This is a genomic window from Pseudomonas cichorii, from assembly GCF_018343775.1.
GTDB lineage: Bacteria > Pseudomonadota > Gammaproteobacteria > Pseudomonadales > Pseudomonadaceae > Aquipseudomonas > Aquipseudomonas cichorii.
In genome coordinates this window covers 5,273,665-5,300,133 of the sequence record NZ_CP074349.1, presented here as the reverse complement: position 1 = coordinate 5,300,133, position 26,469 = coordinate 5,273,665, and the positions used below count along the sequence as shown (strand labels likewise).

At 58.5% G+C, this 26,469-nt stretch carries 29 protein-coding genes; 17 read left to right on the top strand and 12 right to left on the bottom strand.

All coding sequences use genetic code 11. The annotated features are described in order from the left end of the window. Positions 1–152: 152 nt before the first annotated feature. The gene (gene bfr, locus KGD89_RS22690) at positions 153–617 is read left to right on the top strand and encodes a bacterioferritin (protein ID WP_025262041.1); all 465 of its coding nucleotides are present in this window, start codon (positions 153–155) and stop codon (positions 615–617) included. Positions 618–701: 84 nt separating this feature from the next. On the opposite strand, the gene uvrA is transcribed toward bfr, so the two are convergent. Next, positions 702–3,536 (bottom strand): excinuclease ABC subunit UvrA, encoded by a 2,835-nt coding sequence (gene uvrA, locus KGD89_RS22685; RefSeq protein WP_025262040.1) that lies wholly within the window; start codon positions 3,534–3,536, stop codon positions 702–704. A gap of 140 nt (positions 3,537–3,676) precedes the next feature. Between uvrA and KGD89_RS22680 the strand changes: the two genes are divergently transcribed. Then, positions 3,677–5,071 (top strand): MFS transporter, encoded by a 1,395-nt coding sequence (locus KGD89_RS22680; protein WP_025262039.1) that lies wholly within the window; start codon positions 3,677–3,679, stop codon positions 5,069–5,071. 9 nt (positions 5,072–5,080) lie between these two features. After that, a complete protein-coding gene (locus tag KGD89_RS22675; protein WP_025262038.1) occupies positions 5,081–5,626 on the top strand; it encodes a single-stranded DNA-binding protein in 546 nt (181 codons plus the stop codon). Positions 5,627–5,840: 214 nt separating this feature from the next. Here KGD89_RS22675 and KGD89_RS22670 read toward each other — a convergent pair whose 3' ends face one another. The 3 genes from KGD89_RS22670 to KGD89_RS22660 form a co-directional block, all read right to left on the bottom strand. Beyond that, entirely contained in the window at positions 5,841–6,386 is a 546-nt protein-coding gene (locus KGD89_RS22670) for an NMCC_0638 family (lipo)protein (protein WP_025262037.1), read from the bottom strand. 111 nt (positions 6,387–6,497) lie between these two features. Next, entirely contained in the window at positions 6,498–6,977 is a 480-nt protein-coding gene (locus KGD89_RS22665; RefSeq protein ID WP_025262036.1) for a nuclear transport factor 2 family protein, read from the bottom strand. A 24-nt stretch (positions 6,978–7,001) separates the two neighbouring features. Then, entirely contained in the window at positions 7,002–7,583 is a 582-nt protein-coding gene (locus KGD89_RS22660; RefSeq protein ID WP_025262035.1) for a TetR/AcrR family transcriptional regulator, read from the bottom strand. A gap of 161 nt (positions 7,584–7,744) precedes the next feature. On the opposite strand from KGD89_RS22660, the gene KGD89_RS22655 reads away from it, so the two are divergent. From KGD89_RS22655 to KGD89_RS22640, 4 genes are all read left to right on the top strand, one after another. After that, on the top strand, positions 7,745–9,913 hold the full coding sequence (locus tag KGD89_RS22655) for a mechanosensitive ion channel family protein (RefSeq protein WP_051427754.1): 2,169 nt from the start codon (positions 7,745–7,747) through the stop codon (positions 9,911–9,913). Between the two features lie 122 nt (positions 9,914–10,035). Further along, complete coding sequence (locus KGD89_RS22650; protein WP_038400050.1) at positions 10,036–10,920, top strand: sugar nucleotide-binding protein; 885 nt, start codon at positions 10,036–10,038, stop codon at positions 10,918–10,920. Beyond that, complete coding sequence (locus KGD89_RS22645; protein WP_025262032.1) at positions 10,913–11,842, top strand: NAD-dependent epimerase/dehydratase family protein; 930 nt, start codon at positions 10,913–10,915, stop codon at positions 11,840–11,842. The genes KGD89_RS22650 and KGD89_RS22645 overlap by 8 nt, the downstream gene beginning before the upstream one ends. A 205-nt stretch (positions 11,843–12,047) precedes the next feature. Beyond that, positions 12,048–12,503: a hypothetical protein gene (locus KGD89_RS22640; protein ID WP_025262031.1), complete on the top strand. Its 456-nt coding sequence runs from the start codon at positions 12,048–12,050 to the stop codon at positions 12,501–12,503. A gap of 54 nt (positions 12,504–12,557) precedes the next feature. Here KGD89_RS22640 and KGD89_RS22635 read toward each other — a convergent pair whose 3' ends face one another. The 5 genes from KGD89_RS22635 to KGD89_RS22615 all read right to left on the bottom strand — a co-directional run bounded on the left by KGD89_RS22635 (position 12,558) and on the right by KGD89_RS22615 (position 16,518). After that, positions 12,558–13,244: an OmpW/AlkL family protein gene (locus tag KGD89_RS22635; protein WP_025262030.1), complete on the bottom strand. Its 687-nt coding sequence runs from the start codon at positions 13,242–13,244 to the stop codon at positions 12,558–12,560. Between the two features lie 104 nt (positions 13,245–13,348). Continuing rightward, entirely contained in the window at positions 13,349–13,870 is a 522-nt protein-coding gene (locus KGD89_RS22630) for a DUF3299 domain-containing protein (RefSeq protein ID WP_025262029.1), read from the bottom strand. 11 nt (positions 13,871–13,881) lie between these two features. Continuing rightward, complete coding sequence (locus KGD89_RS22625; protein ID WP_025262028.1) at positions 13,882–15,147, bottom strand: ABC transporter permease; 1,266 nt, start codon at positions 15,145–15,147, stop codon at positions 13,882–13,884. A 1-nt stretch (position 15,148) separates the two neighbouring features. Next, positions 15,149–15,859: an ABC transporter ATP-binding protein gene (locus KGD89_RS22620; protein ID WP_025262027.1), complete on the bottom strand. Its 711-nt coding sequence runs from the start codon at positions 15,857–15,859 to the stop codon at positions 15,149–15,151. An 80-nt stretch (positions 15,860–15,939) separates the two neighbouring features. Beyond that, positions 15,940–16,518: a DUF2796 domain-containing protein gene (locus tag KGD89_RS22615; RefSeq protein WP_025262026.1), complete on the bottom strand. Its 579-nt coding sequence runs from the start codon at positions 16,516–16,518 to the stop codon at positions 15,940–15,942. A gap of 208 nt (positions 16,519–16,726) precedes the next feature. Between KGD89_RS22615 and KGD89_RS22610 the strand changes: the two genes are divergently transcribed. The 4 genes from KGD89_RS22610 to KGD89_RS22595 are packed head-to-tail and all read left to right on the top strand — an operon-like array spanning position 16,727 to position 19,549. Then, positions 16,727–17,788, top strand: coding sequence for a type III polyketide synthase (locus KGD89_RS22610; RefSeq protein WP_025262025.1), 1,062 nt, complete (start codon positions 16,727–16,729; stop codon positions 17,786–17,788). After that, complete coding sequence (locus KGD89_RS22605; RefSeq protein ID WP_025262024.1) at positions 17,785–18,723, top strand: aldo/keto reductase; 939 nt, start codon at positions 17,785–17,787, stop codon at positions 18,721–18,723. The genes KGD89_RS22610 and KGD89_RS22605 overlap by 4 nt, the downstream gene beginning before the upstream one ends. Positions 18,724–18,735: 12 nt before the next feature. Continuing rightward, positions 18,736–19,152, top strand: a complete 417-nt coding sequence (locus KGD89_RS22600) for a nuclear transport factor 2 family protein (protein ID WP_025262023.1) — start codon at positions 18,736–18,738, stop codon at positions 19,150–19,152. A gap of 40 nt (positions 19,153–19,192) precedes the next feature. After that, positions 19,193–19,549 (top strand): hypothetical protein, encoded by a 357-nt coding sequence (locus KGD89_RS22595; protein ID WP_025262022.1) that lies wholly within the window; start codon positions 19,193–19,195, stop codon positions 19,547–19,549. 119 nt (positions 19,550–19,668) lie between these two features. Here KGD89_RS22595 and trxA read toward each other — a convergent pair whose 3' ends face one another. The 3 genes from trxA to KGD89_RS22580 form a co-directional block, all read right to left on the bottom strand. Beyond that, positions 19,669–20,541, bottom strand: a complete 873-nt coding sequence (gene trxA, locus KGD89_RS22590) for a thioredoxin (RefSeq protein WP_025262021.1) — start codon at positions 20,539–20,541, stop codon at positions 19,669–19,671. Between the two features lie 94 nt (positions 20,542–20,635). Then, entirely contained in the window at positions 20,636–21,289 is a 654-nt protein-coding gene (locus KGD89_RS22585; RefSeq protein WP_025262020.1) for a class I SAM-dependent methyltransferase, read from the bottom strand. Next, entirely contained in the window at positions 21,286–21,735 is a 450-nt protein-coding gene (locus KGD89_RS22580) for a YbaY family lipoprotein (protein WP_025262019.1), read from the bottom strand. The genes KGD89_RS22585 and KGD89_RS22580 overlap by 4 nt, the downstream gene beginning before the upstream one ends. Before the next feature lie 203 nt (positions 21,736–21,938). Between KGD89_RS22580 and nrdR the strand changes: the two genes are divergently transcribed. The 6 genes from nrdR (at position 21,939) to nusB (ending at position 26,465) form a co-directional block, all read left to right on the top strand. After that, a complete protein-coding gene (gene nrdR, locus KGD89_RS22575) occupies positions 21,939–22,403 on the top strand; it encodes a transcriptional regulator NrdR (RefSeq protein WP_025262018.1) in 465 nt (154 codons plus the stop codon). Further along, positions 22,400–23,545, top strand: a complete 1,146-nt coding sequence (gene ribD / locus KGD89_RS22570; RefSeq protein ID WP_038400048.1) for a bifunctional diaminohydroxyphosphoribosylaminopyrimidine deaminase/5-amino-6-(5-phosphoribosylamino)uracil reductase RibD — start codon at positions 22,400–22,402, stop codon at positions 23,543–23,545. The genes nrdR and ribD overlap by 4 nt, the downstream gene beginning before the upstream one ends. Before the next feature lie 47 nt (positions 23,546–23,592). Beyond that, positions 23,593–24,255: a riboflavin synthase gene (locus KGD89_RS22565; protein ID WP_025262016.1), complete on the top strand. Its 663-nt coding sequence runs from the start codon at positions 23,593–23,595 to the stop codon at positions 24,253–24,255. Between the two features lie 17 nt (positions 24,256–24,272). Further along, positions 24,273–25,364: a bifunctional 3,4-dihydroxy-2-butanone-4-phosphate synthase/GTP cyclohydrolase II gene (ribBA, locus tag KGD89_RS22560; RefSeq protein WP_025262015.1), complete on the top strand. Its 1,092-nt coding sequence runs from the start codon at positions 24,273–24,275 to the stop codon at positions 25,362–25,364. 130 nt (positions 25,365–25,494) lie between these two features. Beyond that, on the top strand, positions 25,495–25,971 hold the full coding sequence (gene ribH, locus KGD89_RS22555; protein ID WP_025262014.1) for a 6,7-dimethyl-8-ribityllumazine synthase: 477 nt from the start codon (positions 25,495–25,497) through the stop codon (positions 25,969–25,971). Next, on the top strand, positions 25,968–26,465 hold the full coding sequence (nusB, locus tag KGD89_RS22550) for a transcription antitermination factor NusB (RefSeq protein WP_025262013.1): 498 nt from the start codon (positions 25,968–25,970) through the stop codon (positions 26,463–26,465). The genes ribH and nusB overlap by 4 nt, the downstream gene beginning before the upstream one ends. Positions 26,466–26,469 lie beyond the last annotated feature (4 nt).

Sequence of the window (26,469 nt, the reverse complement as noted above, 5' to 3'; positions counted from 1 at the left end):
GAAGTGAGAAACAGAACCGCCCTCATTTGGGCGGTTTTTCGCTTCTTATAGGCCGTTTTTCGCCGCTTTTTATCGGATTATTGCGTTTTTGGAAGTGACCTGACAGTCAGCTTGGTTCAAACTATGGCCTTTCAGCAGGGAGATCTGGTGCGATGCAAGGCCATCCAGAAGTAATCGATTATCTGAACACGTTGCTCACTGGCGAATTGGCTGCTCGTGACCAATATTTCATCCATTCGCGTATGTACGAAGATTGGGGTTTCGCCAAGCTCTACGAACGCATCAATCATGAAATGGAAGAAGAGGCGCAACACGCCGATGCGCTGATTCGTCGTATCCTGATGCTCGAAGGCACGCCTCGCATGCGTCCGGACGATCTTGAAATCGGTACTACTGTGCCTGAAATGCTCGCCAGCGACCTGCGTCTTGAATACAAGGTTCGTGCTGCGCTGTGTAAAGGCATCGAGCTGTGCGAACTGCACAAGGATTACATCAGCCGCGACATCCTGCGTCTGCAGCTGGCTGACACCGAGGAAGATCACACCTACTGGCTGGAGCAGCAGATGGGCCTGATCAAGGCTATCGGTCTGGAAAACTATCTGCAGTCGCAGTTCTGATTCCACAGCCCGCATAGTAAAAAGCCCCTGCACACTCATGTGGCAGGGGCTTTTTCATTTTGCGTGTTTACGCAATCCGCCGACTCAAGCACGGTCCCTGATCAGCAGGGGCTTGAGATAGTGGCCGGTATAGGACTGCTCCATCTCCGCGACTTCTTCTGGCGTACCGGTGGCGATAATCTGCCCACCCCTTGAACCACCTTCCGGACCGAGATCCACCAGCCAGTCGGCTGTCTTGATGACGTCCAGGTTGTGCTCGATCACGACCACTGTGTTGCCGTGATCGCGCAGACGATGCAAGACATCGAGCAATTGCTGGATATCGGCAAAGTGCAGACCGGTTGTGGGTTCGTCGAGGATATACAGCGTCTTGCCGGTATCGCGCTTGGAGAGTTCGCGAGACAGCTTGACCCGTTGTGCCTCACCGCCCGACAAGGTTGTCGCCGACTGCCCTAGCTTGATGTAGGAAAGCCCGACATCCATCAGTGTCTGGAGCTTGCGCGCCAGAGCCGGAACGGCATCGAAGAATTCACGAGCTTCCTCGATGGTCATTTCCAGCACTTCGTGGATGTTCTTGCCCTTGTATTTGATTTCAAGGGTTTCGCGGTTGTAGCGCTTGCTCTTGCACACGTCGCACGGCACGTAAATGTCCGGCAGGAAGTGCATCTCGACCTTGATCAGGCCATCACCCTGGCACGCTTCACAGCGTCCGCCCTTGACGTTGAACGAGAAGCGCCCAGGACCATAACCGCGAGAGCGCGACTCCGGCACACCGGCAAACAGCTCACGAATAGGCGTGAACAAACCCGTGTAGGTCGCCGGGTTCGAGCGAGGTGTACGGCCGATCGGGCTCTGGTCGATATCCACAACCTTGTCCAGATGCTGCAAGCCATTGATGCTGTCGTGGGTCGCGGCTTCCAGAGTCGTTGCGCCGTTGAGCGCCGTGGCACTGAGCGGGAACAGGGTGTTGTTGATCAGCGTCGATTTGCCCGAGCCGGAAACGCCGGTCACGCAGGTCAGCAAGCCAATCGGGATATCCAGGTTCACATTGCGCAGGTTGTTGCCGCGCGCGCCCTTGAGCGTAAGCGACAGCTTCTTGTTACGCGGCGTGCGCTTGGCCGGTACTTCAATCTTGACCCGGCCTGACAGGTACTTGCCTGTCAACGAGTCAGGATGGCTCATCACCTCGTCAGGCGTACCCTCAGCGACGATATTACCGCCATGCACGCCAGCGCCCGGTCCGATGTCCACGACATAGTCCGCAAGGCGGATAGCGTCTTCATCGTGTTCGACCACGATCACCGTATTGCCGATATCCCGCAGATGCTTGAGCGTGCCCAGCAAACGGTCGTTATCGCGTTGATGCAGACCAATCGACGGCTCGTCGAGGATGTACATCACACCCACCAGGCCGGCACCGATCTGGCTCGCCAGACGGATACGCTGCGCTTCACCGCCCGACAGGGTATCGGCACTGCGATCCAGCGTCAGGTAATCCAGGCCGACGTTGACCAGGAACTGCAAGCGCTCGCGGATCTCCTTGAGAATCTTGTCGGCGATTTCGCCACGGCGCCCGGTCAGCTTCAGGCCACTGAAATAGTCAGTGGCATCGCCAATCGGCAGGTTGGTGACCGCAGGCAGGGTTTTCTCGCCGACCCACACGTGACGCGCTTCGCGACGCAAACGAGTGCCACGGCAATCCGGGCAAGGCTGAGTGCCGAGGAACTTGGCCAGCTCTTCACGGACGGTTGCCGATTCGGTTTCCCGGTAACGGCGCTCAAGGTTCGGCACGATGCCTTCAAAAGGATGCGCACGTTTGACGATATCGCCACGATCATTCAGATAGCGGAAGTCGACATTCTGTGTGCCGCTGCCGTTAAGCAGGATTTTCTGCGTTTCGGGAGCCAGCTCCTTGAACGGTACTTCCAGGCTGAAATCGTAATGCTTGGACAGCGAGCCCAGCATCTGGAAGTAATAGACGTTGCGCCTGTCCCAGCCGCGTATCGCGCCTTCTGCCAGCGTCAGTTCGGCGTTGACCAGTCGCTTCACATCGAAGAACTGCTTCACGCCCAGCCCGTCACACGTCGGGCATGCGCCGGCCGGGTTGTTGAAGGAGAACAGCTTGGGTTCCAGCTCGCTGATGGCATGACCGCAGATCGGGCAGGCAAAGCGCGCAGAAAAAATGATCTCTTCGCCAGGCTCATCGTCCATCGGTGCAACCAGCGCGATGCCGTCGGCCAGTTTCAGTGCCGTCTCGAACGACTCGGCCAGACGCTGCTGCAAGTCCGGACGCACCTTGAAGCGATCCACGACCACATCAATGGAGTGCTTCTTCTGTTTATCCAGCTTGGGCAGTTCGTCGAGCTCGAACAGCTTGCCGTTGACCCGGGCGCGGACGAAGCCCTGAGCGCGCAGTTCCTCGAACACCGAAAGATGCTCACCCTTGCGCTCACGGATGACCGGAGCCAGCAGCATCAATTTGCTGCCTTCCGGTTGCGTCAGCACCAGATCGACCATCTGGCTGACCGTCTGGGCCTCCAGCGGGATATCGTGATCCGGGCAGCGAGGTTGACCGACTCGCGCATACAGCAGGCGCAGGTAGTCGTAGATCTCGGTAATGGTGCCGACGGTCGACCGCGGGTTGTGAGAAGTGGATTTCTGCTCGATGGAAATCGCAGGCGACAGGCCTTCGATCGTGTCCACGTCCGGTTTTTCCATCATCGATAGAAACTGGCGGGCGTAGGCTGAAAGAGATTCGACATAACGACGCTGGCCTTCGGCGTACAGCGTATCGAATGCCAGCGATGACTTGCCGGAGCCGGACAGGCCGGTAATAACGATCAGTTTGTCGCGCGGAAGGGTCAGGTCTATGTTTTTCAGGTTGTGGGTTCGTGCCCCACGTATCAGGATCTTGTCCACTGCGGCCTCGCTTGGCGGGCATAAACATCGGAGTATACGGCTGCATGCCATTACGCGGCAAAGCGTCGCGTATATCTCGTGTATGTGCTGTACCACGATGGGACTGGTAGAATCGCCGCCGGTTCACACGAGGTTTTTCCATGCACGATCCCTATAGCGAACGGATGAGTAGCGGTGAGACGCGCGCAGCAGGCGGTCTGGCCCTGGTGTTCGCTTTCCGAATGCTTGGCATGTTCATGGTTCTGCCGGTCCTGGCGACCTACGGCATGGACCTGGCGGGCGCGAGCCCGGCCCTTATTGGTCTGGCCATCGGTGCCTATGGGCTGACCCAGGCTGTGTTGCAGATTCCGTTCGGCGTCATCTCCGACCGGATCGGGCGACGTCCAGTGATTTATCTGGGGCTGATAGTCTTTGCACTTGGCAGCCTGGTGGCCGCCAATGCCGACACGATCTGGGGCGTCATCATCGGACGGGTCCTGCAAGGTGCTGGCGCTATATCCGCGGCGGTCATGGCCTTGCTGTCAGACCTGACGCGCGAGCAGCATCGCACCAAGGCCATGGCCATGATCGGTATGACCATCGGCCTGTCGTTCGCTATCGCCATGGTGGTAGGACCTTTGCTGACCGGCGCGTTCGGCCTGTCGGGGCTGTTCCTCGCGACGGGCGGCATGGCGCTGTTGGGGATCCTGATCGTGGCGTTCGTCGTTCCGAAAGCCAATGGTCCGTTATTGCACCGTGAGTCGGGCGTTGCCAAACAGGCCCTGGGCGCGACCCTGCGTCACCCGGACCTGCTGCGTCTGGATTTGGGTATCTTCGTGTTGCACGCGATGCTGATGTCCAGTTTCGTCGCATTACCGCTGGCGCTGGTGGAAAAAGCCGGTCTGCCCAAGGAGCAGCACTGGTGGGTCTACCTCACGGCGTTGCTGATCTCTTTCTTCGCGATGATCCCGTTCATCATTTACGGAGAAAAAAAGCGTCAGATGAAGCGTGTGTTGCTCGGCGCCGTCACAGTTCTGATGCTCTCTGAGCTATCCTTCTGGGCATTCGGCGACACGCTGCGGGCGCTGGTGATAGGGACAGTGGTATTCTTTACCGCGTTCAACCTGCTGGAAGCGTCCTTGCCGTCACTGATCAGCAAAGTATCGCCGGCGGGCGGAAAAGGCACGGCGATGGGAGTTTATTCAACCAGCCAGTTCCTTGGTTCGGCTGCAGGTGGGATACTCGGCGGCTGGTTGTTCCAGCATGGTGGGCTCGACGTGGTTTTCCTGGGAGGCGCCGGCATGGCCGCCATCTGGCTTGCCTTTGCGGTAACCATGCGTGAACCGCCTTACGTGACGAGCCTGCGCCTGCCGTTGTCAGCCGAGGCACAGCGTGAAGCAGGCCTGGCAGAGCGTTTAATGTCCGTAGCAGGCGTGACGGATGCAGTGGTGGTGGCAGAAGAGTCCGCCATCTATATCAAACTCGATACAAAATTATTGGATCGTGCGACTCTGGAAAAGCTGGTCAATCCAGCACCGGAAGCGTGCGAAGCCTAGGAGAACGTTATGGCCCGTGGGGTTAACAAAGTCATATTGGTCGGTACATGCGGCCAGGATCCCGAAGTTCGCTACTTGCCTAACGGTAACGCCGTGACCAACCTGAGTCTGGCAACCAGCGAACAATGGACTGACAAGCAGACCGGTCAGAAAGTCGAAAAGACCGAATGGCACCGTGTTTCGATGTTCGGCAAGGTTGCCGAGATCGCTGGCGAATACCTGCGCAAGGGTTCCCAGGTCTACATCGAAGGCAAGCTGCAAACCCGTGAGTGGGAAAAAGACGGCATCAAGCGCTACACCACCGAAATCGTCGTCGACATGCAAGGCACCATGCAACTGCTGGGCGGCCGTCCACAAGGCGACTCCCAACAAGGTCAGGGCGGTGGCAACTACGGCAACTCCGCACCGCGTCCACAGCAGTCGCGCCCGCAATCGACTCCGCCACAGCAGTCGTATTCGCAACAGCCACAACGCGAATCCCGCCCGGCTCCGCAACAGCAAGCGCCACAGCCGGCGGCTGATTTCGACAGCTTTGATGATGATATTCCATTCTAAAAAGCTACTTGGACTTTCATGAAGTTCAGGCTTGAGACCCCCGCATTGCGGGGGTTTTTGCGTTTCTGGCCTATCAGAAAGTCATGATGGTTTTTTCTGGCTCTTCGGGCTAAGGCTATCGGTGCCTGGATGGCGAGGCCCAGAGTAATGCCGATCAGCTAAGGCATGATCACTTCGTGGGAGGCAGCTTGCTGCAAGTTTGTTTGTGCACATTTCACCGGCTGATCATCGCCGCCGACCCCAGCACCTGCAGTTGTGCCGAATTGGATGAGGCTGTCGTAAGCGTGAACATCATTGTCCGCTTCGCATTTGGAACTGACCATTCATAGGAAATGGTTTGTGTCGGTCCATTCAAGGCGGTTTGTTTTTGCTCATTCTTCAATAGTTTGGCGGTGAGCGGGGAGGGTGGGTTTGCGACCAGTTGAGTGAACAGCTTTATTACAGTCGCAGTATTTGCCCTGCGGACATGTACCGAGCAAAAACTCTTCCCGGCAGGAAGGCTCAGTACAAAGAGTCCCGATTTGTCTGGAACAGGCCAAGCGTCTCCGGGGTGGCCTGCCAGGAATAGTGCTGCCTTGTCAGGGGGAAGCTTTGGCATAGGCTTCAGCTGTGTTCTGAGAGCTTCAAGATCTAAAAGGTTCTTCATGCAAAGCGATGCGTAGATTTTGGCGAACGAGTTGGCTTGATCGTCGCCTTCACTGCCAAGGCAAACAGTTGGCGTCAGGACAAGTGCAAGCAGGGCGGCGATAAGTCTGGGCATTGAACCTCTCCGGGGAACCTGACAATTGAGCCAAAGAACAGCCCCTTCAGCGTAGGATCCTTTTTGAATTCTGCCGCCGCCCTGTCGCGAACTCATTCGCAATAAACGTTATTACAACCCCAGTTCCGAAAGCCCCGGATGGTCATCCGGTCTGCGACCCAGCGGCCAGTGGAACTTGCGTTCCGACTCTTTGATCGGCAGGTCGTTGATGCAGGCAAAACGTCTGGCCATTAGCCCGTTCTCTTCAAACTCCCAGTTTTCGTTGCCATAGGAACGGAACCAGTTGCCCGAATCGTCATGCCATTCGTAGGCATAGCGCACGGCGATGCGGTTGTCGGTGAAGGCCCAGAGCTCTTTGATCAAGCGATAGTCCAGCTCCTTTGCCCATTTGCGGGCGAGGAAATCCCGGGCCTGTTCACGATTGGTGACAAATTCGGCGCGGTTTCGCCATTGGGTATCTTCGGTGTAGGCCAGGGAGACTTTTTCCGGGTCCCGGCTGTTCCAGCCATCTTCAGCCAGGCGGACTTTTTGAAGGGCGGTTTCGCGGCTGAAGGGCGGTAACGGCGGGCGTGGCTGAGCGGTGGCGGACATGGTGGAACCTCGGGGCTTTGGGTGTCAGGGAGTTGAGAGGCTGGCGGTCTTGAGCAGAAGGCGGGCCACCTCACGGGCATTGTCGGCAGCCGCGTGATCGCCCATCACCAGAGCCTGGGTAATGGCTCCATCAATCAGGATCAGCAGTTGCCTGGCCAGCGCTTCAGGCGCCGACACGGAAAGTTGTTCACACAGTTGGATCACGTAATCGAGCAGCTTCTGCTTGTGATCCTTGGCAATCAGGCGCACGGGGTCTTCAGGATCGCCGATTTCGCCTGCGGTATTGATAAAGGCGCAGCCCCGAAAGCCTTCGGACTCGAACCAGCCGGTGAGCACTGTAAACATGCCGAGGATGCGTTCCTCGGGTGTTTCGGCCTTGTCGGTTTCAGTTCTGAACCACTGCATCCAGCGGATATCGCGTGCGCTCAATGCCTGTGCGGCAATCTCGTCCTTGGTCGCGAAGTAGCGATAGATGCTCTTGCGGGCCACGCCAGAGGTACGCACCAGCAAGTCCATACCCATGGCGTGAATGCCGACGCGATAGATCAGTGCTTCGGCGGTTTGCAGAATCTTGTCTTGCACGGGGGAGGGTGTTTTAGTCGTCATGGGTAAAAGAGTAGAACGAGCGTTCTACCTCAGTCAAGCCCCTTCAGTTTGATTCTGAAATGCCATGCATTTGCAGTTGTGATCGAACTTGCGGCCCGAACCGGGATCAGTTGCATGGAGTTTTTGCTCTGTCTGCCATTCAACGAAGGAGAAGCTGCCCGGTGTCTCAGTTAAGAACCTTGATCCTGTTGGGGCTCCTGTTTTGCGCAGGCAGCTTTCACGTTCAGGCCGCCGACGTGCCGGCTCTCCCTATGGCGGCAGCGGCTCCTGTCGATGACAAGTCTGCTGAGAAAAAGGCTGACAAACCTGACGAGAAGGCCGCTGAGAAGCCCGAGGAAAAAGCTGCAGAGACCGAACCACCGGCTGCCGAGATTCTGGTGCAGGGTGGTCTGCTCGGGGCGATCAGCACCAGCATCGATGACATTCAAAAAACGCTCAATCTGGACGAAAGCCTGTGGGATGCCTGGCGCTTGCGGGCTGACCGTGCCGCTGATGAGATTGGTGATCTGGTCAACAAGCGCACGGCACGTTCTCCGTGGAGCGTGGTGGGCGATTTCCTGATTCTGTCGGTGGTGTGGATCGGTGCGTTTGCGGTGCTGACGACATTGGGACGTTTTCTGGCGGTCCGTCTGAGTCGACGCCCGTTTCTTCAGGTCCGTGAGCGCAGCCAGGCGCTTTTGAAATACGTGCTGCCTTTCACGCTGCCCGCAATAATCTGCCTGCCGTTGACGCTGTACGTCAGTCACTTTATGCCGTCCTCCGTGGGGCGTGCGCTGTCGCTCTGTTTTGCTTACGCGACCAGCAGCGGCATCGTCTCCACGTCGGTGCTGCTGTGTGTCATCGTTATGTTCAACTCGGGACACAAGCGTGCAGCGGTACGCATGATCCGTCGCTACAGTCCGCGCCCGTTGTTCATCATCGGCTTTCTGGCGGCGCTGAGCGATGCGCTGACCAGCCCGCAGATCGCCCGCCAGTTAGGCAGTAACTTCACCACCAGTGTGTCGGTGTTCACCGGGTTGTTCGCTTCGGTCGTGTTCTGCATGTTGGTGATCAAGGTGCGTCGCCCGATCGCTCACCTGATTCGCAACCGCTCCCTGAGCAGCCGCATGCAAAGGCCTGCATTGCAGCGATCCCTGAAAATATTCTCCAACCTCTGGCACTTGCCGATTCTGCTGATGATCCTGGTTTCGGCCATCAACCTCATCGGTGCTGGCGAGGACAGTCAGCAAACCCTGCGTTGTGCGCTGTTCACCACGCTGTTGCTGATCGCGACGGTGTTCCTGAGCACGGTATTCGAGCACCTGTTCAAGCCTGCCGAAGAAGGAGGGCGCGGCGGACATGTGTACAAGGCGCGCCTGCTGCGGCTGGTGTATGCGATGTTGCGGATTACGCTGGCGGTGGCGTTCATCGAGATACTGGGACGGATCTGGGGCTTCTCGATGTTCGAGTTCGCCCAGCGCAATACCCTCGGACGTGTGATCAGCGATTCGCTGAGCAGCATCGGTCTGATCTTTCTGGTGACCTGGCTGCTGTGGGTGGTGCTCGACACGGCCATTCAGGAAGCTCTCAAGCCACCGGTCAATCACCGCAACGGGCGTCAGCCCAGTACGCGAATCAAGACCATCCTGCCGTTGTTGCGCAATGCGGTGAAAATCATTCTGGTGGTGATCTGCGCGATTACCACCATGGCCAACCTGGGGATCAACGTCGCGCCATTGCTGGCAGGTGCCGGTGTGGTGGGCCTGGCCATCGGTTTCGGTTCGCAACAATTGGTCCAGGATGTCATCACCGGCCTGTTCATCATCATCGAGGACACCTTTTCCGTCGGCGACTGGGTGGTGCTCAGCACTGGCCATTCCGGCTCGGTGGAAAGCCTGACGATTCGTACCGTGCGCCTGCGTGACGGCAAAGGCTTCGTGCATTCGGTGCCGTTCGGGCAGATCAAGGCCGTCACCAACCAGTCCCGGCAGTTTGCCTATGCGTTCTTCTCGGTGCAGTTCACCTATGACTCCGATATCGACGAAGCCTTGGCGCTGATTCGTGAAACAGGGCAGTCGATCACCGAGGACATTCTGCTCAAAAACAACCTGCAAGGGCCGCTGGAAGTGTTCGGTGTGGACCGCATGGATCTCAATGGCGTGGTCCTGACCGCCCAGTTCCGCACCTCGTCGGGCGGGCAGTACAGCGTAGGCCGGGCCTTCAACGAACGGCTCAAGCGACTTGTGGATAAACATCCTGATGTGCGCTTTGCCCAGACTTATCCACAGATGGTAATGAGTCCGGGTCAGGCGCAGGCTCCGGTGCCTGCACCTGCACCTGCACCCGAGTAGCGAATTCATCGGCCAATGAATTCGCTCCTTGGCTGCAAGTGTTGGGGGTTAGCGGTCAACGTGATATGTTTGCAGGCGTTTTTCACCTGATTACTTGATGATTTACCGAGCCTGCTGACTCTATGCGAATGCGCCTTATGCTATTGGGCGGCGGGAATGCCCTCGGGCAAGCGCTGATTCGTCTGGGTGCCGAGGAAGACATTGGTTTCCTCGCGCCGCGTCCACCGCAAGACGGTTGGGACGCAGCGAGCCTGACGCAACTGCTCGATGACACCCGTCCCGATGCCTTGATCAACCTTGCTTACTACTTCGACTGGTTTCAGGCGGAGACAGTGAGTGAAGCGCGTCTGACCCACCAGGAACGCTCCGTGGAGCGCCTGGCCGAATTGTGTCAGCACCACAACATCATTCTTGTTCAGCCTTCCAGCTACCGAGTGTTCGATGGCTCGCGGGCGACTGCCTACAGCGAAAAGGACGATCCCGTGCCTTTGGGGCTGCGTGGCCAGGCCTTGTGGCGTATCGAACAGAGCGTGCGTGCGGCCTGCCCGCAACATGTGCTGGTACGCTTTGGCTGGTTGCTGGATGACAGCGCCGATGGCGTGCTGGGCCGCTTCCTGACCCGCGCCGAACGGCCGGAAGAACTGTTGCTGGCCGATGATCGGCGCGGCAATCCGACGCCGGTCGACGATGCTGCCCGGGTCATCATTTCGGTTCTCAAGCAGCTCGACTGCGAGGCGCCGTTGTGGGGGACCTACCACTACGCCGGTCACGAGGCCACGACGCCATTGGCGTTGGGGCAGGCTGTTCTCACCGAGGCGCGCCTGCTGCATCCTCTGGCTATCGAATCGCCCACTGCCCAGGCCCACGCCGCACGGCCCGATGCCGCGCAAGAGCCGCAGCATGGCGTTCTGGCCTGCAAGAAAATTCTCCATACCTTCGGCATCAAGCCCCGCGCCTGGCGTGCGGGGTTGCCAAGCCTGCTGGATCGGTACTATCGACATGTCTGACGCTCCAATCCTGATTACCGGCGGTGCTGGCTTCATTGGCTCCCACCTGGCTGATGCCTTGTTGGCCCAAGGGTATGCGGTACGCATCCTTGACGACCTCTCGACCGGCAAGCGCAGCAATCTGCCGCTGGATAATGCTCGTATCGAGCTGATCGAAGGCGATGTCGCCGACAGTGCCCTGGTCACTCGTGCAGCCCGGGGGTGTCAGGCCGTCGTGCATCTGGCGGCAGTTGCTTCGGTCCAGGCCTCGGTAGAAGACCCGGTCAAAACCCACCAGAGCAACTTCATCGGCACCTTGAATGTCTGCGAAGCCATGCGCGAGGCGGGCATCAAACGCGTGCTGTTCGCTTCCAGTGCTGCGGTGTACGGCAACAACGGCGAAGGTGAGTCAATCACTGAAGACACGCCCAAGTCGCCGTTGACGCCTTACGCTTCGGACAAGCTGGCCAGCGAGCAATACCTGGACTTCTATCGCCGCCAGCACGGTTTCGAGCCGGTCATCTTCCGCTTCTTCAATATCTTCGGCCCGCGTCAGGATCCATCGTCACCGTATTCCGGTGTGATCAGTATCTTTGCCGAGCGTGCCGAGAAAGGGCTGCCGATCACGGTGTTTGGTGATGGCGAGCAGACCCGGGACTTTTTCTACATCGGCGATCTGGCCAGGCTGCTGACCCAGGCTCTGGAGCAGACCAGCCCTGCTGAAGGTGCGATCAACGTCGGTCTGAACAAAGCCACTTCGCTCAATGAGCTGTTGGGCGCTCTGAAGGGCGTAGTCGGGAGCCTGCCGCCAGTCAGTTATCAGGCCCCGCGTTCTGGCGACATTCGTCATTCGCGGGCAGATAACCGGCGTCTGCTGGAGCGTTTCACGCTGGAAGAAACGACACCGCTGAGTGTCGGGCTGGCGCGTTTGCTGGGACGTTGAATATTGAGTGTCTGTTCCCGCAATGGTCTTGTGGGAGCAGGCCTTCAGGCAGTAATCGTAGCCAGCGATTATTACAGGCTAGAGCTTTTTCCTTTTATCTCGTAGGACCTTTCTGCATTAGATGTAGTTGGCTTTTTTTTGGAACGCAAAACCGTTTGAATAGCCTTATCGCATCCAGCGCCTTTTTAAACGGAGCGTATGAGATATGCAGGGTGAAAACGACGTTCGTTTCGTCAGGGTCGAAAAAGTACCGTGTGAGTTGGTCGTAGCAGGCTTCGTGAATGAGTATTCACAGTATCTTGAACAAGAAAGAGGTGTTGAGAGAACGTCCCGTTCTACATGCTATATGTTGCTTCGCGTTACTTCCTGGTTGATGATTCTGGTTGGTGTTTTCACGATCATGTTTGGTCCTGAAACCCTCAGCTACAGCAGTCAGACCGGGCCAACTTTTTTGCAGCTCATTCAAATATATCCCGGTGCTATCGTTTCGATAGGCGCTCTTTTATTTGTTATCAGCAAGTTCTTCGATTGCACTCACAGCGGTACTCCACTCACGCCTGAGCGGTTTCTGCTGGTGTTCTACGAGTTGCAATTACCTGAAGAGCCTGGCATTTCTATCGCGCATGTGCAGGGCTCCCGGTTTCAGATAACCCGCGATTAGCCCAAAACGACAAAGGCACCCATCAGGGTGCCTTTGTGTGTTCTGGTGCAGCGATCAGAACTTGTAGCCCACACCGACCATGTAGACCCATGGGTCGATGTCCACGCTGACCTTGGTCTTGTTGAAGCCCAGCCCGGCCGGGCCGTCTACGGTGGCTTCGGTGTCGATGTCGACGTACCAGACCGAGGCGTTGAGCAGAACGTTGTCAGTGATCAGGTAGTCCATGCCCAACTGTCCGGCCAGGCCAACCGAGTCCTTGAGCTTGAGGTTGCTGAAGCCCTGATCCTTGCGGTTGCTGGTCAGGTCGTTGTCAAAGAATGTGGTGTAGTTGATGCCGATGCCCGCATAAGGCTGGAACTTCGACGAAGGCGCCATCGGGTAGTACTGCAGGGACAGGGTCGGTGGCAAATGCTTTACATCGGCCAGCTTGCCGTCGAGTCCTGCGCCCAGGCCGCTGACCGAAACGGTGTGGTTGAAAGGGGTCGCTGCCAGCAGCTCGATACCGATATGGTTAGTCAGCATGTAGGCAAAGGTCAGGCCGAGCTGGGTATCGCCATTGAGGCTTGCCTTGGTGCCGGAGACTTTGTTGCCATCGAACTTCAGCTCACCACTCTCTTCTTGAGGATCAACATGTGCGGCACCGGCACGGACGATGAAGTCACCCGCTTCATAGGCCTGTGCGGCAGTGGGAGCAGCGATGGCCAGGGCTATCAGAGAAGCGCGAAGCAAGGACGTTTTCATGAGTGGCTCCAAGGGGTCAATAAGTTTTATGGGCTAATGTTAAAGCGCTGTTTTGAGGCGACTTTGATACAGCTCAATGAAACGGTTGAGAGCCCTCTGGAACCTCACGAATCCGGCAATTCATAGACAAAAATCTTGTCTGCCTGCATTTGATAACCCGCCTCGGCCAGCTCGCTGGTCGATGATTTTGCCTGCATCGGCCCTTCAATCCAGTAAGGCTGATACAGCTCATCGACCTTCACGCCCAGTTCACTGGTGACATGTACGATCTGGTTTGCGGGCGGTGGCGGAACATGGATGCAGGCACCGAAATACGGCACCAGCAAGAACTCCGTCACTCGACCTTCCTCGCTGACCTCGAGCGGCACGATGTAACCCGGCAGGCGTACCAGCTTGCCATCCAGTGCCTTGACGACAGGTGCATGGGGAGCCAGTTGTCTGGCTGCCGGTGCTGACTCCATGGCCAGTGCATCGGACAGCTTCGACATGTCGTGCATCGGCGCTGTAATCGGCGCCACGACAGGTGCATCGGGTGGAATCATGTCGTTCCAGGTCAGCTCGCGCGGCTCGACGGCCCACACCGAAGTGCTGGCCGAGAACAGCAGGGTTATCAGCAGGCGCCGCATGGTGAAGCTCCTCATAAGCGAATCGACAGGCCATCGGCCAGCGATTGCCTGTAGGCTCGCCATGCCGGGATAGTCCCCATCAACAGCGCGGCAGCAAGGATGCCACCGAGCAATTTCCATTCATATTGGCCAGGTGGCATAGTCGACAGGTATAAACCGTAACTGTTTTGTACAAGATCCTGGGCCAGTGCGATGCCGAGATAGAGCAGTGCAAGGCCGCTGATGACGCCCGCGAGTGCCAGGGCAAAGGCTTCAAAAATCAACAGGCTTGCGATGTGCCAGGGCCTTGCGCCAACTGATCGGAGGATCGCCATTTCACGACGACGTTCGTTCAGGCTGGTCAAAATAGCCGTCAGCATACCGATCAGGCCGGTGAGCACCACGAACAGTGATATCACGAACAGGGCTTTTTCGGCGGTGCCCATCAGACTCCACAACTCCTGCAACGCAACACCCGGCAATATTGCCAGCAATGGCTCGCCTCGGAATTCATTGATCTCGCGTTGCAGGCTGAACGTTGCGATCTTGCTGTTCAGGCCCAGCATGACGGCCGTGATCGCCGTTGGCGTCAGGTCCATGTTGCGTGCCTGATCGGCGGAGATGCGTTCATTGCCCCGTGCAGGCGCGCCGTTGTGCCAGTCAATGTGAATGGCCTCCATGCCGCCCAGGCTGATATGCAGCGTGCGGTCGACCGGTGTGCCGGTGGGTTTCAGAATGCCCACCACCGTGAACGGTTTGTCATCGTGCTTGACCAGACTGATCGCAGCCACGCCGTGTGCCAGGACCAGTTTGTCGCCCAGTTTGTAATGCAGGGCCTTGGCGACTTCCGAGCCCAGGACCACTTCAAACGGGTCGGTCTGGAAGGCACGACCATCGGCCAGTGTCAGGTGTTGCTGGCGGCCGTACTGATAATTCTCGAAATAGGATTCGTTGGTGCCCATCACCCGATAGCCGCGATGGGAGTCGCCCAGGGAAATCGGAATCGCCCATTTGACCTGCTTGTGATTGGCCAGATGCTCGAAGCTGTCCCAACGAATGTTGTTGGTGGCATTGCCGATGCGGAACACCGAGTAGAGCAGCAGGTTGATCGAGCCGGAGCGGGCGCCGACGATCAGGTCCGTGCCGCTGATGGTGCTGGCGAAGCTGGCGCGGGCTTCGGTGCGCACCCGCTCGACGGCCAGCAACAGACAGACCGACAGGGCAATGGCGAAAACAGTGAGGAATGCGGTGAAGCGGCGGTTGGCCAGGCTGGCCATTGCCAGACGAAACAGATACATCTCAAATCTCCACGTCGACGGCAGCGCGATTGAGTTCGGACAGCGACAGGTTGCGGTCGAACAGCGGCGCCAGGCTCTGGTCATGGCTCACGAACAACAGGCTGGAACCGGCTTCTCGGCATTCGGCGAACAACAGGCGAATGAAGGATTCCCGGGTATCGGCATCCAGAGCCGAGGTGGGTTCGTCGGCGATCACCAGTTCCGGCTGGCCGATCAAGGCGCGAGCTGCTGCCACCCGCTGTTGCTGCCCGATGGAGAGGGAACCGGCGCGACGGCTAAGCAGGGCTGGATCTTTCAGGCCCAGGTGCGCGAGCAGCGTGCTGGTGGCTTGCCCGACGCTGCCATGCCGCTGTTTCGCCCGTTCAGCGCGGACTCTGGAAAAGTGGCAGGGCAACTCGACGTTCTCCCGCACCGAAAGAAACGGCAGCAGGTTGAACTGCTGGAAGATATAACCGGTGTGATCGACCCGAAAGCGGTCTCGGGCACCCGCCGACAATTGCGACAGGTCCTGGCCCAACAGACGGATGCTGCCGCTCCCCGGTTTCTGTACGCCACCCAGCAGGCCCAGCAAGGTGGTCTTGCCACTGCCGCTCGGGCCTTTGAGGAACAGTGTTTCTCCAGGCTCCAGGCGAAAGGCCGGGATATCCAGCAGTTGCGGATGTCCCGGCCAGTTGAAGCTCAGGTCCGACAGCTCGATAAGTGCTTGGGTCATAGCCTGACTCACGGTGTGTTGAGGTGTACATGAAAAGTAAAAGACCGGGCCAGGCCCGGTCGTTCGACTGCACGCGGTAATCAGAACTTGATCGACGGGTTTGCCGCAATCACTTCTGCGCCAGACTGGCCGCTTGGCGAGATCAGCTGTACCTGCAGTTTCTTGGTATCGGGGAAGGTCAGGAAAATCTGGCTCAGGTCCAGTTTTTTCAGAATGGCCGGAGCGTCGCAGACGAACTTGTAATGGCCTTTGATTTCGCTGTGTTCGTGATGCTCGTCGCCGTCCTTGCCGTGGTCATCATGATCGTCATCCTTGTCGCCGAACAGCGCGCTTTCAAGCTTCACCGAAGTGGCCGAGCAGTTGGCGGCATCCGAGATGCTGAACAGGGCATTGGGCTTGAGCAGTTGCTCGCGAGCCTTGGCCAGCTTGGCCTTGTCTTCGGCGGAAGTCGCTTCATGTTCAAAGCCCACGATGTTCATCGCCGGGCTCTCGAATTCCAGTTCCAGTGTCTTGCCCGACAGGACCACATCCAGACGACCCACGCCGTGCTCATGCGCACCCAGGCTGCCATGCTCGTGTTCGTGATCGTGTGGTTCGGCAGCATTGGCAACGGCCAGTGGCAGCAAGGCGAAGGGTAGGGCGAGAAGCAGACGGCGCATGAAGGACTCCGGACATGATTTGAAAAAATCTGTTATGTGATCTTATAACAGTTGATGGCGCGAGTGACCTGTTTTTTCTCCGTGTCTTCAATTTGGCATACGCGGTACTCACGTTATGACGAAGCAATCTCATAGCGCCTGAAATTCCTCCTACCGTCAAATGAAGAAGGCATTTGTCGGTTCAGGACCGAGTCTCAGGGAGAGAGTCATGCCAACGCTTTGTTGTCCGGCCATTGCCGTGCCGGAATTCACGATCAGCCTTGAAGAGACTCTGGCAAGCGTTTCCAGCCTGCACCCGCATCATCCTCAATTGGCGCTTGTTCGGCGTCTGATCCGTAATACCAAGGTCAACAAACGCCATTTGGTGCAACCGATAGCGCAGACCCTGGAGCATCCGGGCTTCGAGGTGCGTAACCGCATCTATGAACGTGAAGCCAAGGCCCGCATTCCCGATGTCGTGAGTCGGGCGCTGGCCAATGCCCAACTGCTTCCCCGGCAGATCGACGCGATCATTTATGTGTCCTGCACCGGTTTCATGATGCCTTCGCTGACGGCCTGGATGATCAATGAGCTGGAGTTTCGCACCGATACACGGCAGATACCCATCGCCCAACTGGGGTGTGCGGCTGGCGGCTCGGCCATCAATCGTGCCCATGATTTCTGCCTGGCTTATCGGGATGCCAACGTGTTGATTGTGGCCTGCGAGTTCTGTTCGTTGTGTTATCAGCCCACGGACATGACGGTCGGCAATCTGCTGTCCAATGGCCTGTTTGGCGATGCGCTGGCGGCTGCGGTGGTGCGAGGTCAGGGCGGTGAAGGCATCCAGTTGGTGGGTAATGGCTCGCGTCTGGTGCTGGGCACCGAAGACTGGATCAGTTATGCCGTCAAAGCCACCGGCTTTCATTTCTGCCTTGATCGACGTGTGCCCGGAACCATGGAGCAACTGGCGCCGGAGCTTCGTTCGGTAGCCGCAGTTCATGGCTGGCAGGCCGACGACCTGGATTTCTACATCATTCATGCCGGTGGTCCGCGGATTCTCGATGACCTGTCGCATTACCTGGGCGTGGACGGAGCTCTGTTCGTGCACAGCCGGGCCACATTGACCGAGTACGGCAACATTGCATCGGCCGTTGTGCTGGATGCATTGCGCCGACTTTTCGAGACTGGCGGCGCTCATCAGGGCGCACGCGGAATCATTGCCGGGTTCGGTCCCGGTATCACTGCGGAAATAACCTTGGGTACATGGAACAACAGGGAGGTTTTACCATGACTGCCACAGCAGCTTTAGCGCCAGATGCTTTTTTACTGGGAGGCGACACGCCCATCAAGCGCATGGGCTATGGTGCCATGCACCTGACCGGTTATGGCATGTGGGGGCCAGCGGAGAATACTGAGCAGGCCAAGGCGTTATTGCGCCATGCCGTGCATGACCTGGGTGTCACCTTTCTCGACACGGCAGACTCCTACGGGCCGGGCAATAACGAAGACATCATTCGCGATGCGCTTTACCCCTATCCTGAGAATCTGATCATTTCCACCAAGGGCGGAATGCTGAGGTCCGGCCCCAATGACTGGATACATGGCGCGCCGGGCGCTCCGTATATCGTGCCCTTGGGGCGGCCCGAGTATCTGCGTCAGCAGGTTGAAATGAGCTTGCGCCGTCTTCAGGTCGAGCGTATCGACTTGTATCAATTGCACAGCATTGACCCGCAAGTGCCGCTTGCCGAATCCCTGGGCGAGCTTGTCCGTTTGCGCGAGCAGGGCAAGATCCTCCACATCGGATTATCCAACCAGCCAGGCGTGACTCTGGAGCAACTGGAGCAGGCCCATCGTGTGGCGAACATTGCCGCCATCGAGAACCTCTACAACATTGCCGATCGCACCGATGAGCCGGTATTGCAGCGGGCCCAGGCATTGAATATCGCGTTCATTCCATGGTTCCCGCTTGGTCATGGCGCCCTTGTCGGGCCTGACAGCGCGTTGCAGCCTCTAGCCAGCCACTATGGCCTGACACCTTCACAACTGGCTCTGGCGTGGTTGCTCAATCATGCTCCGAACATAGTGCTGATTCCCGGAACCACGTCCATCGCCCACCTGGAGGAAAACGCCAAGGCTGTGAGCGTGCAACTGGATGAGGATCAACGCTCAGCCATTGTTCGGGAAGTCGATAGCCTTTCGCTGCCGACCTGGCGTCCCGAGCGCTGAGGAGGGCATGCCATGAGCACCTGCCAGCGGAATATCGAAACCCTGCGCGCTATCTATAAGGATCTGACCCGCATTGCCGAGTTTGCGGATGATGACATCGTGTTGCACAAGGCCGATCAGAACGCCTGCCCACCCACCGCCACTGGCAAGGAGGCGGTGCGCAGTCATGAAGTCGAACTCATCGCTATGACGCACTCTTCGCTTCATATGGATGTGCAGGAAATCATCGCCAATGAGTATTTCGGTACGGTTCTCGGCAACCTGCGCGCAACGTCCGCCGACAAGAGCATCTGCATGCCGTTCTGCGGGCTGTGGCGCTTTCGTGACGGAAAGGTCGTCGAACACTGGGAAAACGCCTATGACGCAGGGGCCTTTGGCGGCTTTCTGATGGGGGATGATGTTCGGGCCGCTCGCTGGCTCTGTGTCTGATGCTGTGGGAGCATGTGCGCCAGTCAAGCGAGGACAGAACATGTTACGTATTCGTGGAACCATCGGCCAATGGCCTGTGGATTTGACGCTGGAACTGGACGACGGGGACTGGGCGCAACTGGGTGCCCAGCTCAAGGCTGCCGCCCCCGAGGTGAGCAGCGTCGTGGAAAACAGGCCGGTCAATCAGGACGACAGGACCTGGCAGGCCGCCAGGGACCTGCTGCAAAAGGCCGGACAACTCAGTGGGCCGGATCTGCTGGGGAAACTGGAAGGGCTGACCGGCAGCACCGCCGCTGGCAAACGCCTGCTGGTGCGTCTGCGTCATAGCGCCAATGTGAAAGTCGAAAGCGGCGCGGATGCACCGCTGTATAGCTGGGTCGAAATCAGCTCACCGTAGGAATAATGCCGATCAGTTAAGGTCATAGATCACTTTGTGTGTCCCCTGACTGATCGGCATTACACCGCAGGAGCGAATTCATTCGCGAAGAGCCCTGGTAAATCGCCAGGAAGGTCTGCTCAATACAACGCTGCAAACAACTTGCGACGGTAGGTCGTCACCAGCGGATGGTCATTGCCCAGCAGGTCGAATACTTGCAGCAGTGTCTTGTGCGGCAGGCCTTCGGCGTAATTGCGGTTGCGGATGAACAGTTTGAGCAGGCCTTCCAGCGCCGCCTCATATTGCTGGCGAGACAATTGCTGGACGGCCAGTTGATGTGATGCTTCATCATCCAGCGGATTCTGCGCCAGACGGGTTTTCAGCTCTGCAGCATCCGGCAGAGTGGCTGCTTCGGCCAGGAACGTCAGTTGCGCCTTCGCGCCCGCAAGTTCGGCCTTATGGGCGTCGCTCTTGACCGCATCCAGCACGGTGCGTGCTTCGCCCAACTCGCCACGCTCAGCCAGGCAGCGCGCATACAGAATCAGTGCCGAGGCATTGGTATTGTCTTCGCCCAGCAGCACCTTGAGCACTGCTTCGGCATCGGAGAAACGGCTTTCGGCGAACAGCGCCTGAGCCTGTTGCAGCGGATCGGCTGCTGGCGGAGGCGGCATGACCACATGCTGTTCGAGAATCTTGCGGATTTCCGACTCGGGCTGCGCGCCGGCAAAACCATCCACCGGCTGGCCATCCTTGAACAGCACCACGGTCGGCAGGCTGCGGATACCGAAGCGAGCGACGATTTCCTGTTCGATATCGCAGTTGACCTTGGCCAGCAGCAATTCACCCTGATAGCTCGCCGTGATCTGTTCCAGCAACGGCATCAGCACTTTGCAAGGCGCACACCACTCGGCCCAGAAGTCCACCAGCACGGGCTGATCGAATGACTTGTCGATCACCAACTGGTCGAAGTTCGCTGCGGTTGTCTCGAAGATGTAAGAAGTGTCCTGGCTCATTGCGTGTCTCGCAAAATCTGAATGCCGCCAACTATAAAGGCCTCAAGGCATTGCTGAAAGCGGCGAGTATCAAGGCAAGACCTACGGTGACGCTTCAGCGTCGGGCGTGATACAGACTGACGTCGCGAAACTCGTGGGGCTCTGCCAGATCCGGAAGGGTATGGGCATGCAGCATCGCCAGGCGTTGATAAGCGACATGCCTGAAGTCGCGGACCCGTGAGTCCGCAACCAGTGCCTCACGGCCACGGCTGAGAAATTGATCCAGCAACGGCAGGTTGGCGCGGTCATACAAGACATCCGCAACCAGAATCAGGTCGAAACGATCGGCTTCGGCAAAGAAGTCTGCCGAGTAACCGAGTTGTACATCATTGAGTTCGGCATTGGCCCGGCAGGCCGCCAGCGCCAGCGGGTCCAGATCGCATGCGACCACTTCGGCGGCACCGGCCCTGACAGCGGCAATGCCTGCAACACCGGAGCCCGCCCCGAAATCCAGTACACGCTTGCCTGCGACCCAATGCGGGTGCTCGGCCAGAAAGTGTGCCAACGCCAGGCCGCTGGCCCAGCAGAAACTCCAGTAAGGCGGCTCTTCCAGAATGCGGCGTGTCTCGTCAGGGCTGAAGGCGCGGTCCATGTTGTCGGCGTCTATCAGCCACAGTTTCAGCTCGGTGCCCGGTAGCGCAGTGGCGACCAGTCGGGCGTCGCCAAGCAACTGGCTCAGCGACTGCTGAAGGGCTGGCGGTGCAGTCATGGCGCGCTGACGAACTGTAACTGTCCCAATGCCTGAGTGGTGGGTTGCTCGATACGCAACGACGGCAGATGCAGGATCAACTGGCCTGATTTGCTGGCGCGTCCGCGCAACTCGACCCGCTGGCCAACCGGGAAGGCTTCCGGGTTGAAGCGCAACTGAAAGGGCAGCGACTGGCCGTTGCCTTGCAGCTTGGTGCTGGTCAGCAGTTTTTGCGGGCGGCCACGCTCGTCGATCACCAGCACCGCCAGTTCGACTTCTGCATTGGCAGGTACACCCAAGAGCTGCCCGCTCAGTTCCCGTTGATGAGGCAACAACGGGCCAGGGCCTGCAGGAACCTTGGGCGCTGCCACTGCGGGTTTGGCCGGAGCCGGTTGTGGGGCTTCAGTGCTGCTGCAGGCGCTCAGCAGGCCGATGAGCCCGAGCAAGGCGATGGGGCGTAACGTCATGAACGGCTCCAACAAAAACAAAATACAAAGGGCTGATAAAAAGGCCGTGGTGCAGTATTACCGAATGCAGGCAGTTTCACATCGCCTTGATGCACTTTTATAACGCATTAACGGTGTGCAGCCGTGTTCGTATGCTGCCGGAGTCTTGTCTTGCCAGCGGGATGCGCTACCATGGCGCTCCCCATTTTTTGTTGCCTGCCACCATGCACTGTCCCTTCTGCGGTGCCAATGACACCAAAGTCATCGACTCACGCCTTGTTGCCGAAGGCGAACAGGTACGTCGCCGTCGCGAGTGCCTGGCTTGCGGCGAGCGTTTCACGACCTTTGAAACCGCCGAGCTGGTCCTGCCCCGCCTGATCAAGCAGGACGGTAGCCGACAGCCCTTCGACGAAGAAAAGTTGCGGGCCGGCATGCAGCGGGCTCTTGAAAAACGCCCTGTGAGCGTCGAGCGCCTTGAGGCTGCCCTTGTGCACATCAAGCACAAGCTGCGCGCAACTGGCGAGCGTGAAGTCAAATCCCTGGTGGTGGGTGAGCTGGTCATGACCGAGCTGCAAAAGCTCGATGAAGTGGCCTATATCCGTTTTGCTTCGGTCTATCGACGCTTCCAGGATCTCAACGAGTTTCGTGAGGAAATCGAGCGTCTTGCTCGTGAGCCGGGTAAAGAATGAGTACAGCGTTGACTGAGCAAGGCGCTCTGGACGTCCATTACATGGCCCGTGCGCTGGAACTGGCGCGCAAAGGCATCTATTCCGCTCATCCCAATCCCCGTGTCGGCTGCGTGATCGTGCATGACGGCCAGATCGTGGGCGAGGGCTGGCATGCGCGGGCGGGCGAGCCCCATGCCGAAGTGCATGCCTTGCGTCAGGCGGGCGACAAGGCCCGTGGTGCAACCGCTTACGTCACCCTCGAACCCTGCAGCCACCATGGTCGTACGCCGCCTTGTGCCGATGCGCTGATCAATGTCGGGGTCGCCCGGGTTGTGGCTGCCATGCAGGACCCCAATCCGGAAGTGGCCGGTCGCGGTCTGCTGCGCTTGATGAGCGCTGGCATCGCGGTTCAGTGCGGTGTGCTGGAGGCTGAAGCCCGTGCGCTGAACAAGGGCTTCCTCAAGCGAATGGAAAAAGGCCTGCCTTATGTGCGGGTCAAACTGGCCATGAGCCTGGATGGTCGCACGGCCATGGCCAGCGGTGAAAGCCAGTGGATCACGGGTCCTGAGGCCCGCTCCGCCGTGCAACGGCTGCGAGCGCAGTCGAGTGTGGTGCTGACGGGCGCCGATACGGTATTGGCCGACAAGGCGCGGCTGACTGTGCGCCCTGACGAGCTGGGCCTGAATGCAGAGCTGAGTGCCTTGGCTGCCACGCGCCCGCCCTTGCGGGTCTTGATCGACAGTCGTCTGCGAGTGCCGCTGGATGCACCGTTCTTCAAGGCCGGCAGCGCTCTCGTTGCGACCCGCGCCGCAGCGTCGGCACGTAGCCGTTATCACGAGGAAGGCCATGAAATGCTGGCCCTGGCCAACAACGATGGCCATGTTGACCTGCGCAAGTTGCTGGTCGAGCTTGCGGCACGTGGCGTCAATGACGTGCTGGTCGAAGCGGGGCCGCGTCTGGCCGGAGCTTTCACCCGCCTGGGGTTGGTCGACGAATATCAGATTTTCATCGCGGGCAAGTTCATGGGCTCCACGGCCCGCCCGCTGCTCGACCTGCCGCTGGCACAAATGAGCGAAGCCCTGGAGCTGAAGATTGTAGAAATGCGCGCAGTCGGCAATGACTGGCGAGTCATCGCTCTCCCTGTTCCGGCTCAGGGCGTATAATTCCCGGCTTTCGCTTAGCGCGCAGCCCTTGTTCTCCCGGAGGACCCATGTTTACCGGCATTATCGAATCCATCGGCAGCATCCGCGCCCTGACTCCCAAAGGCGGCGATGTCCGCGTTTACGTGGAAACCGGCAAGCTCGATCTGAGTGACGTCAAACTGGGCGACAGCATCGCGGTCAATGGCGTCTGCCTGACAGCCGTTGAACTGCCTGGCGACGGTTTCTGGGCTGACGTCAGTCGTGAAACCCTGACCGTTACCGCGTTTGTCGACCTGAAGGCCGGCAGCCGGGTCAACCTGGAAAAGGCCCTGACCCCGACTTCGCGTCTGGGCGGCCATCTGGTCAGCGGCCATGTCGATGGCGTGGGCGAAATCGTATCCCGTGAAGATAACGCCCGTGCGATCCAGTTTCGCGTGCGCGCTCCCCGCGAACTGGCCAAGTACATCGCTCATAAAGGTTCGATCACCGTCGACGGCACCAGTCTGACCGTCAACTCGGTCAATGGCGCCGAATTCGAGCTGACCATCGTGCCGCACACCCTCGTCGAGACCATCATGGCCGACTACCGCCCGGGCCGTAAGGTCAATCTCGAGGTGGATCTGCTGGCGCGCTATCTGGAGCGCCTGCTGTTGGGTGACAAGGCTGCCGAGCCCGGCCATGGCGGGATCACCGAAAGCTTTCTGGCCGAGAACGGCTACCTCAAATCCTGAATTGAAGGGGGTGCCGAGTGGCGCTCAACACGATCGAAGAACTGGTTGAAGACATCCGCCAGGGCAAGATGGTCATCCTGATGGATGATGAAGACCGCGAGAACGAAGGCGACCTGATCATGGCCGCCGAATGCGTCAAAGCCGAACACATCAACTTCATGGCCAAGTACGCCCGTGGCCTGATTTGCATGCCCATGACCCGCGAGCGTTGTGAAACCCTCAAACTGCCGCTGATGGCGCCGCGTAACGGTTCGGGTTTCGGCACCAAGTTCACGGTGTCCATCGAAGCTGCCGAAGGCGTGACCACCGGCATCTCCGCCGCTGACCGTGCCCGCACCGTGCAGGCGGCGGCTGCAAAGGATGCCAAGGCTGAAGATATCGTCAGCCCTGGTCATATCTTCCCGTTGATGGCACAGGCAGGCGGAACCCTGTCCCGTGCCGGTCACACGGAAGCAGCATGCGATCTGGCGCGCATGGCCGGTTTCGAGCCGAGCGGCGTGATCTGCGAAGTGATGAACGACGACGGCACCATGTCTCGTCGCGCCGAGCTCGAAGCCTTTGCCCTGGAACACGACATCAAGATCGGCACCATTGCCGACCTGATTCACTATCGGATGATCCACGAACGTACCGTTCAGCGGATTGCCGAGCAGCCAATGGACAGCGAGCTGGGTCATTTCAACCTGGTGACCTACCGCGATTCCGTTGAAGGCGACGTCCACCTGGCGCTGACCCTGGGCAATATATGTGCAGAAGAACCGACCCTGGTTCGTGTGCACAACATGGATCCGCTGCGCGACCTGCTGATGGTCAGACAGCCGGGTCGCTGGAGCCTGCGGGCCGCGATGTCTGCGGTTTCCGAGGCAGGCAGCGGTGTGGTTCTGTTGCTTGGTCACCCGCTCGATGGCGATGTTCTGCTGGCCCATATCCGGGAAAAAGCCGGGCAACAGGTCATCAAGACACCGACCACATACAGCACGGTTGGCGCCGGTTCCCAGATCCTTCGTGACCTCGGCGTGCGCAAAATGCGCCTGATGAGTTCACCAATGAAGTTCAATGCGATATCCGGTTTCGATCTGGAAGTTGTAGAATACGTGCCCTCCGAATAAATACCGGCAGGTCGTTGCGTGCTGACGCTTGTGTTTTGCATGTTCCGGCCCGGCAGTTCCGATTCGTGGCCTACAATCCCTGAAAGTCCGCCCCAATGCGGGCTTGCTCTTTAATACGAGACTCACCCCAATGACCTTGAAGACCATCGAAGGTACCTTCATCGCCCCACAAGGCCGCTATGCCTTGGTAGTTGGCCGTTTCAACAGCTTCGTCGTGGAAAGTCTGGTGAGCGGCGCTGTCGATGCGCTGGTTCGCCATGGCGTGAGCGAAAGCGACATCACCATCATCCGCGCGCCGGGTGCTTTCGAGATTCCTCTGGTTGTGCAGAAAGTTGCCCAACGCAAAGAGTTCTCGGCCATCGTCGCCCTGGGCGCAGTGATCCGTGGCGGTACTCCGCACTTTGAATACGTGGCTGGCGAATGCGTCAAAGGCCTGGCTCAGGTTTCCATGGACGCAGGCATTCCAGTCGCTTTCGGCGTACTGACTGTCGACTCCATCGAGCAAGCCATCGAGCGCTCCGGCACCAAGGCCGGTAATAAAGGCGCTGAAGCTGCACTGTCTGCCATTGAAATGGTCAGTCTGCTGTCGCAGTTGGAGGCCAAGTGATTTCCGACGATAGCGATCAGTTCAACCCGCGTGACGCCCAGTCTCCCGAGGCAGCCAAAGGCAAGAGCGCCAAACGTCGCGAAGCGCGTCAGCTCGCGACCCAGGCGCTGTACCAGTGGCACATGGCAGGTCATTCGTTGAACGAAATCGAAGCGCAGTTTCGCGTCGACAACGATTTCAGTAACGTCGACAGCGCTTACTTCCGCGAGTTGCTGCATGGCGTTGCCACCAACAAGACCGAAATCGATGTCGCACTCAAGCCTTGCCTTGACCTGACCGTCGAAGAGCTGGACCCGGTCGAGCTGGCGGTATTGCGCCTGTCCACGTTCGAACTGCTCAAGCGCATCGACGTGCCTTATCGCGTTGTGATCAACGAAGGCATCGAGCTGGCAAAAGTCTACGGTTCCACTGACGGCCACAAGTTCGTCAATGGCGTGCTGGACAAGCTGGCGCCGCGTCTGCGCGAAGCTGAAGTGAAGGCCCACAAGCGCTGATTGG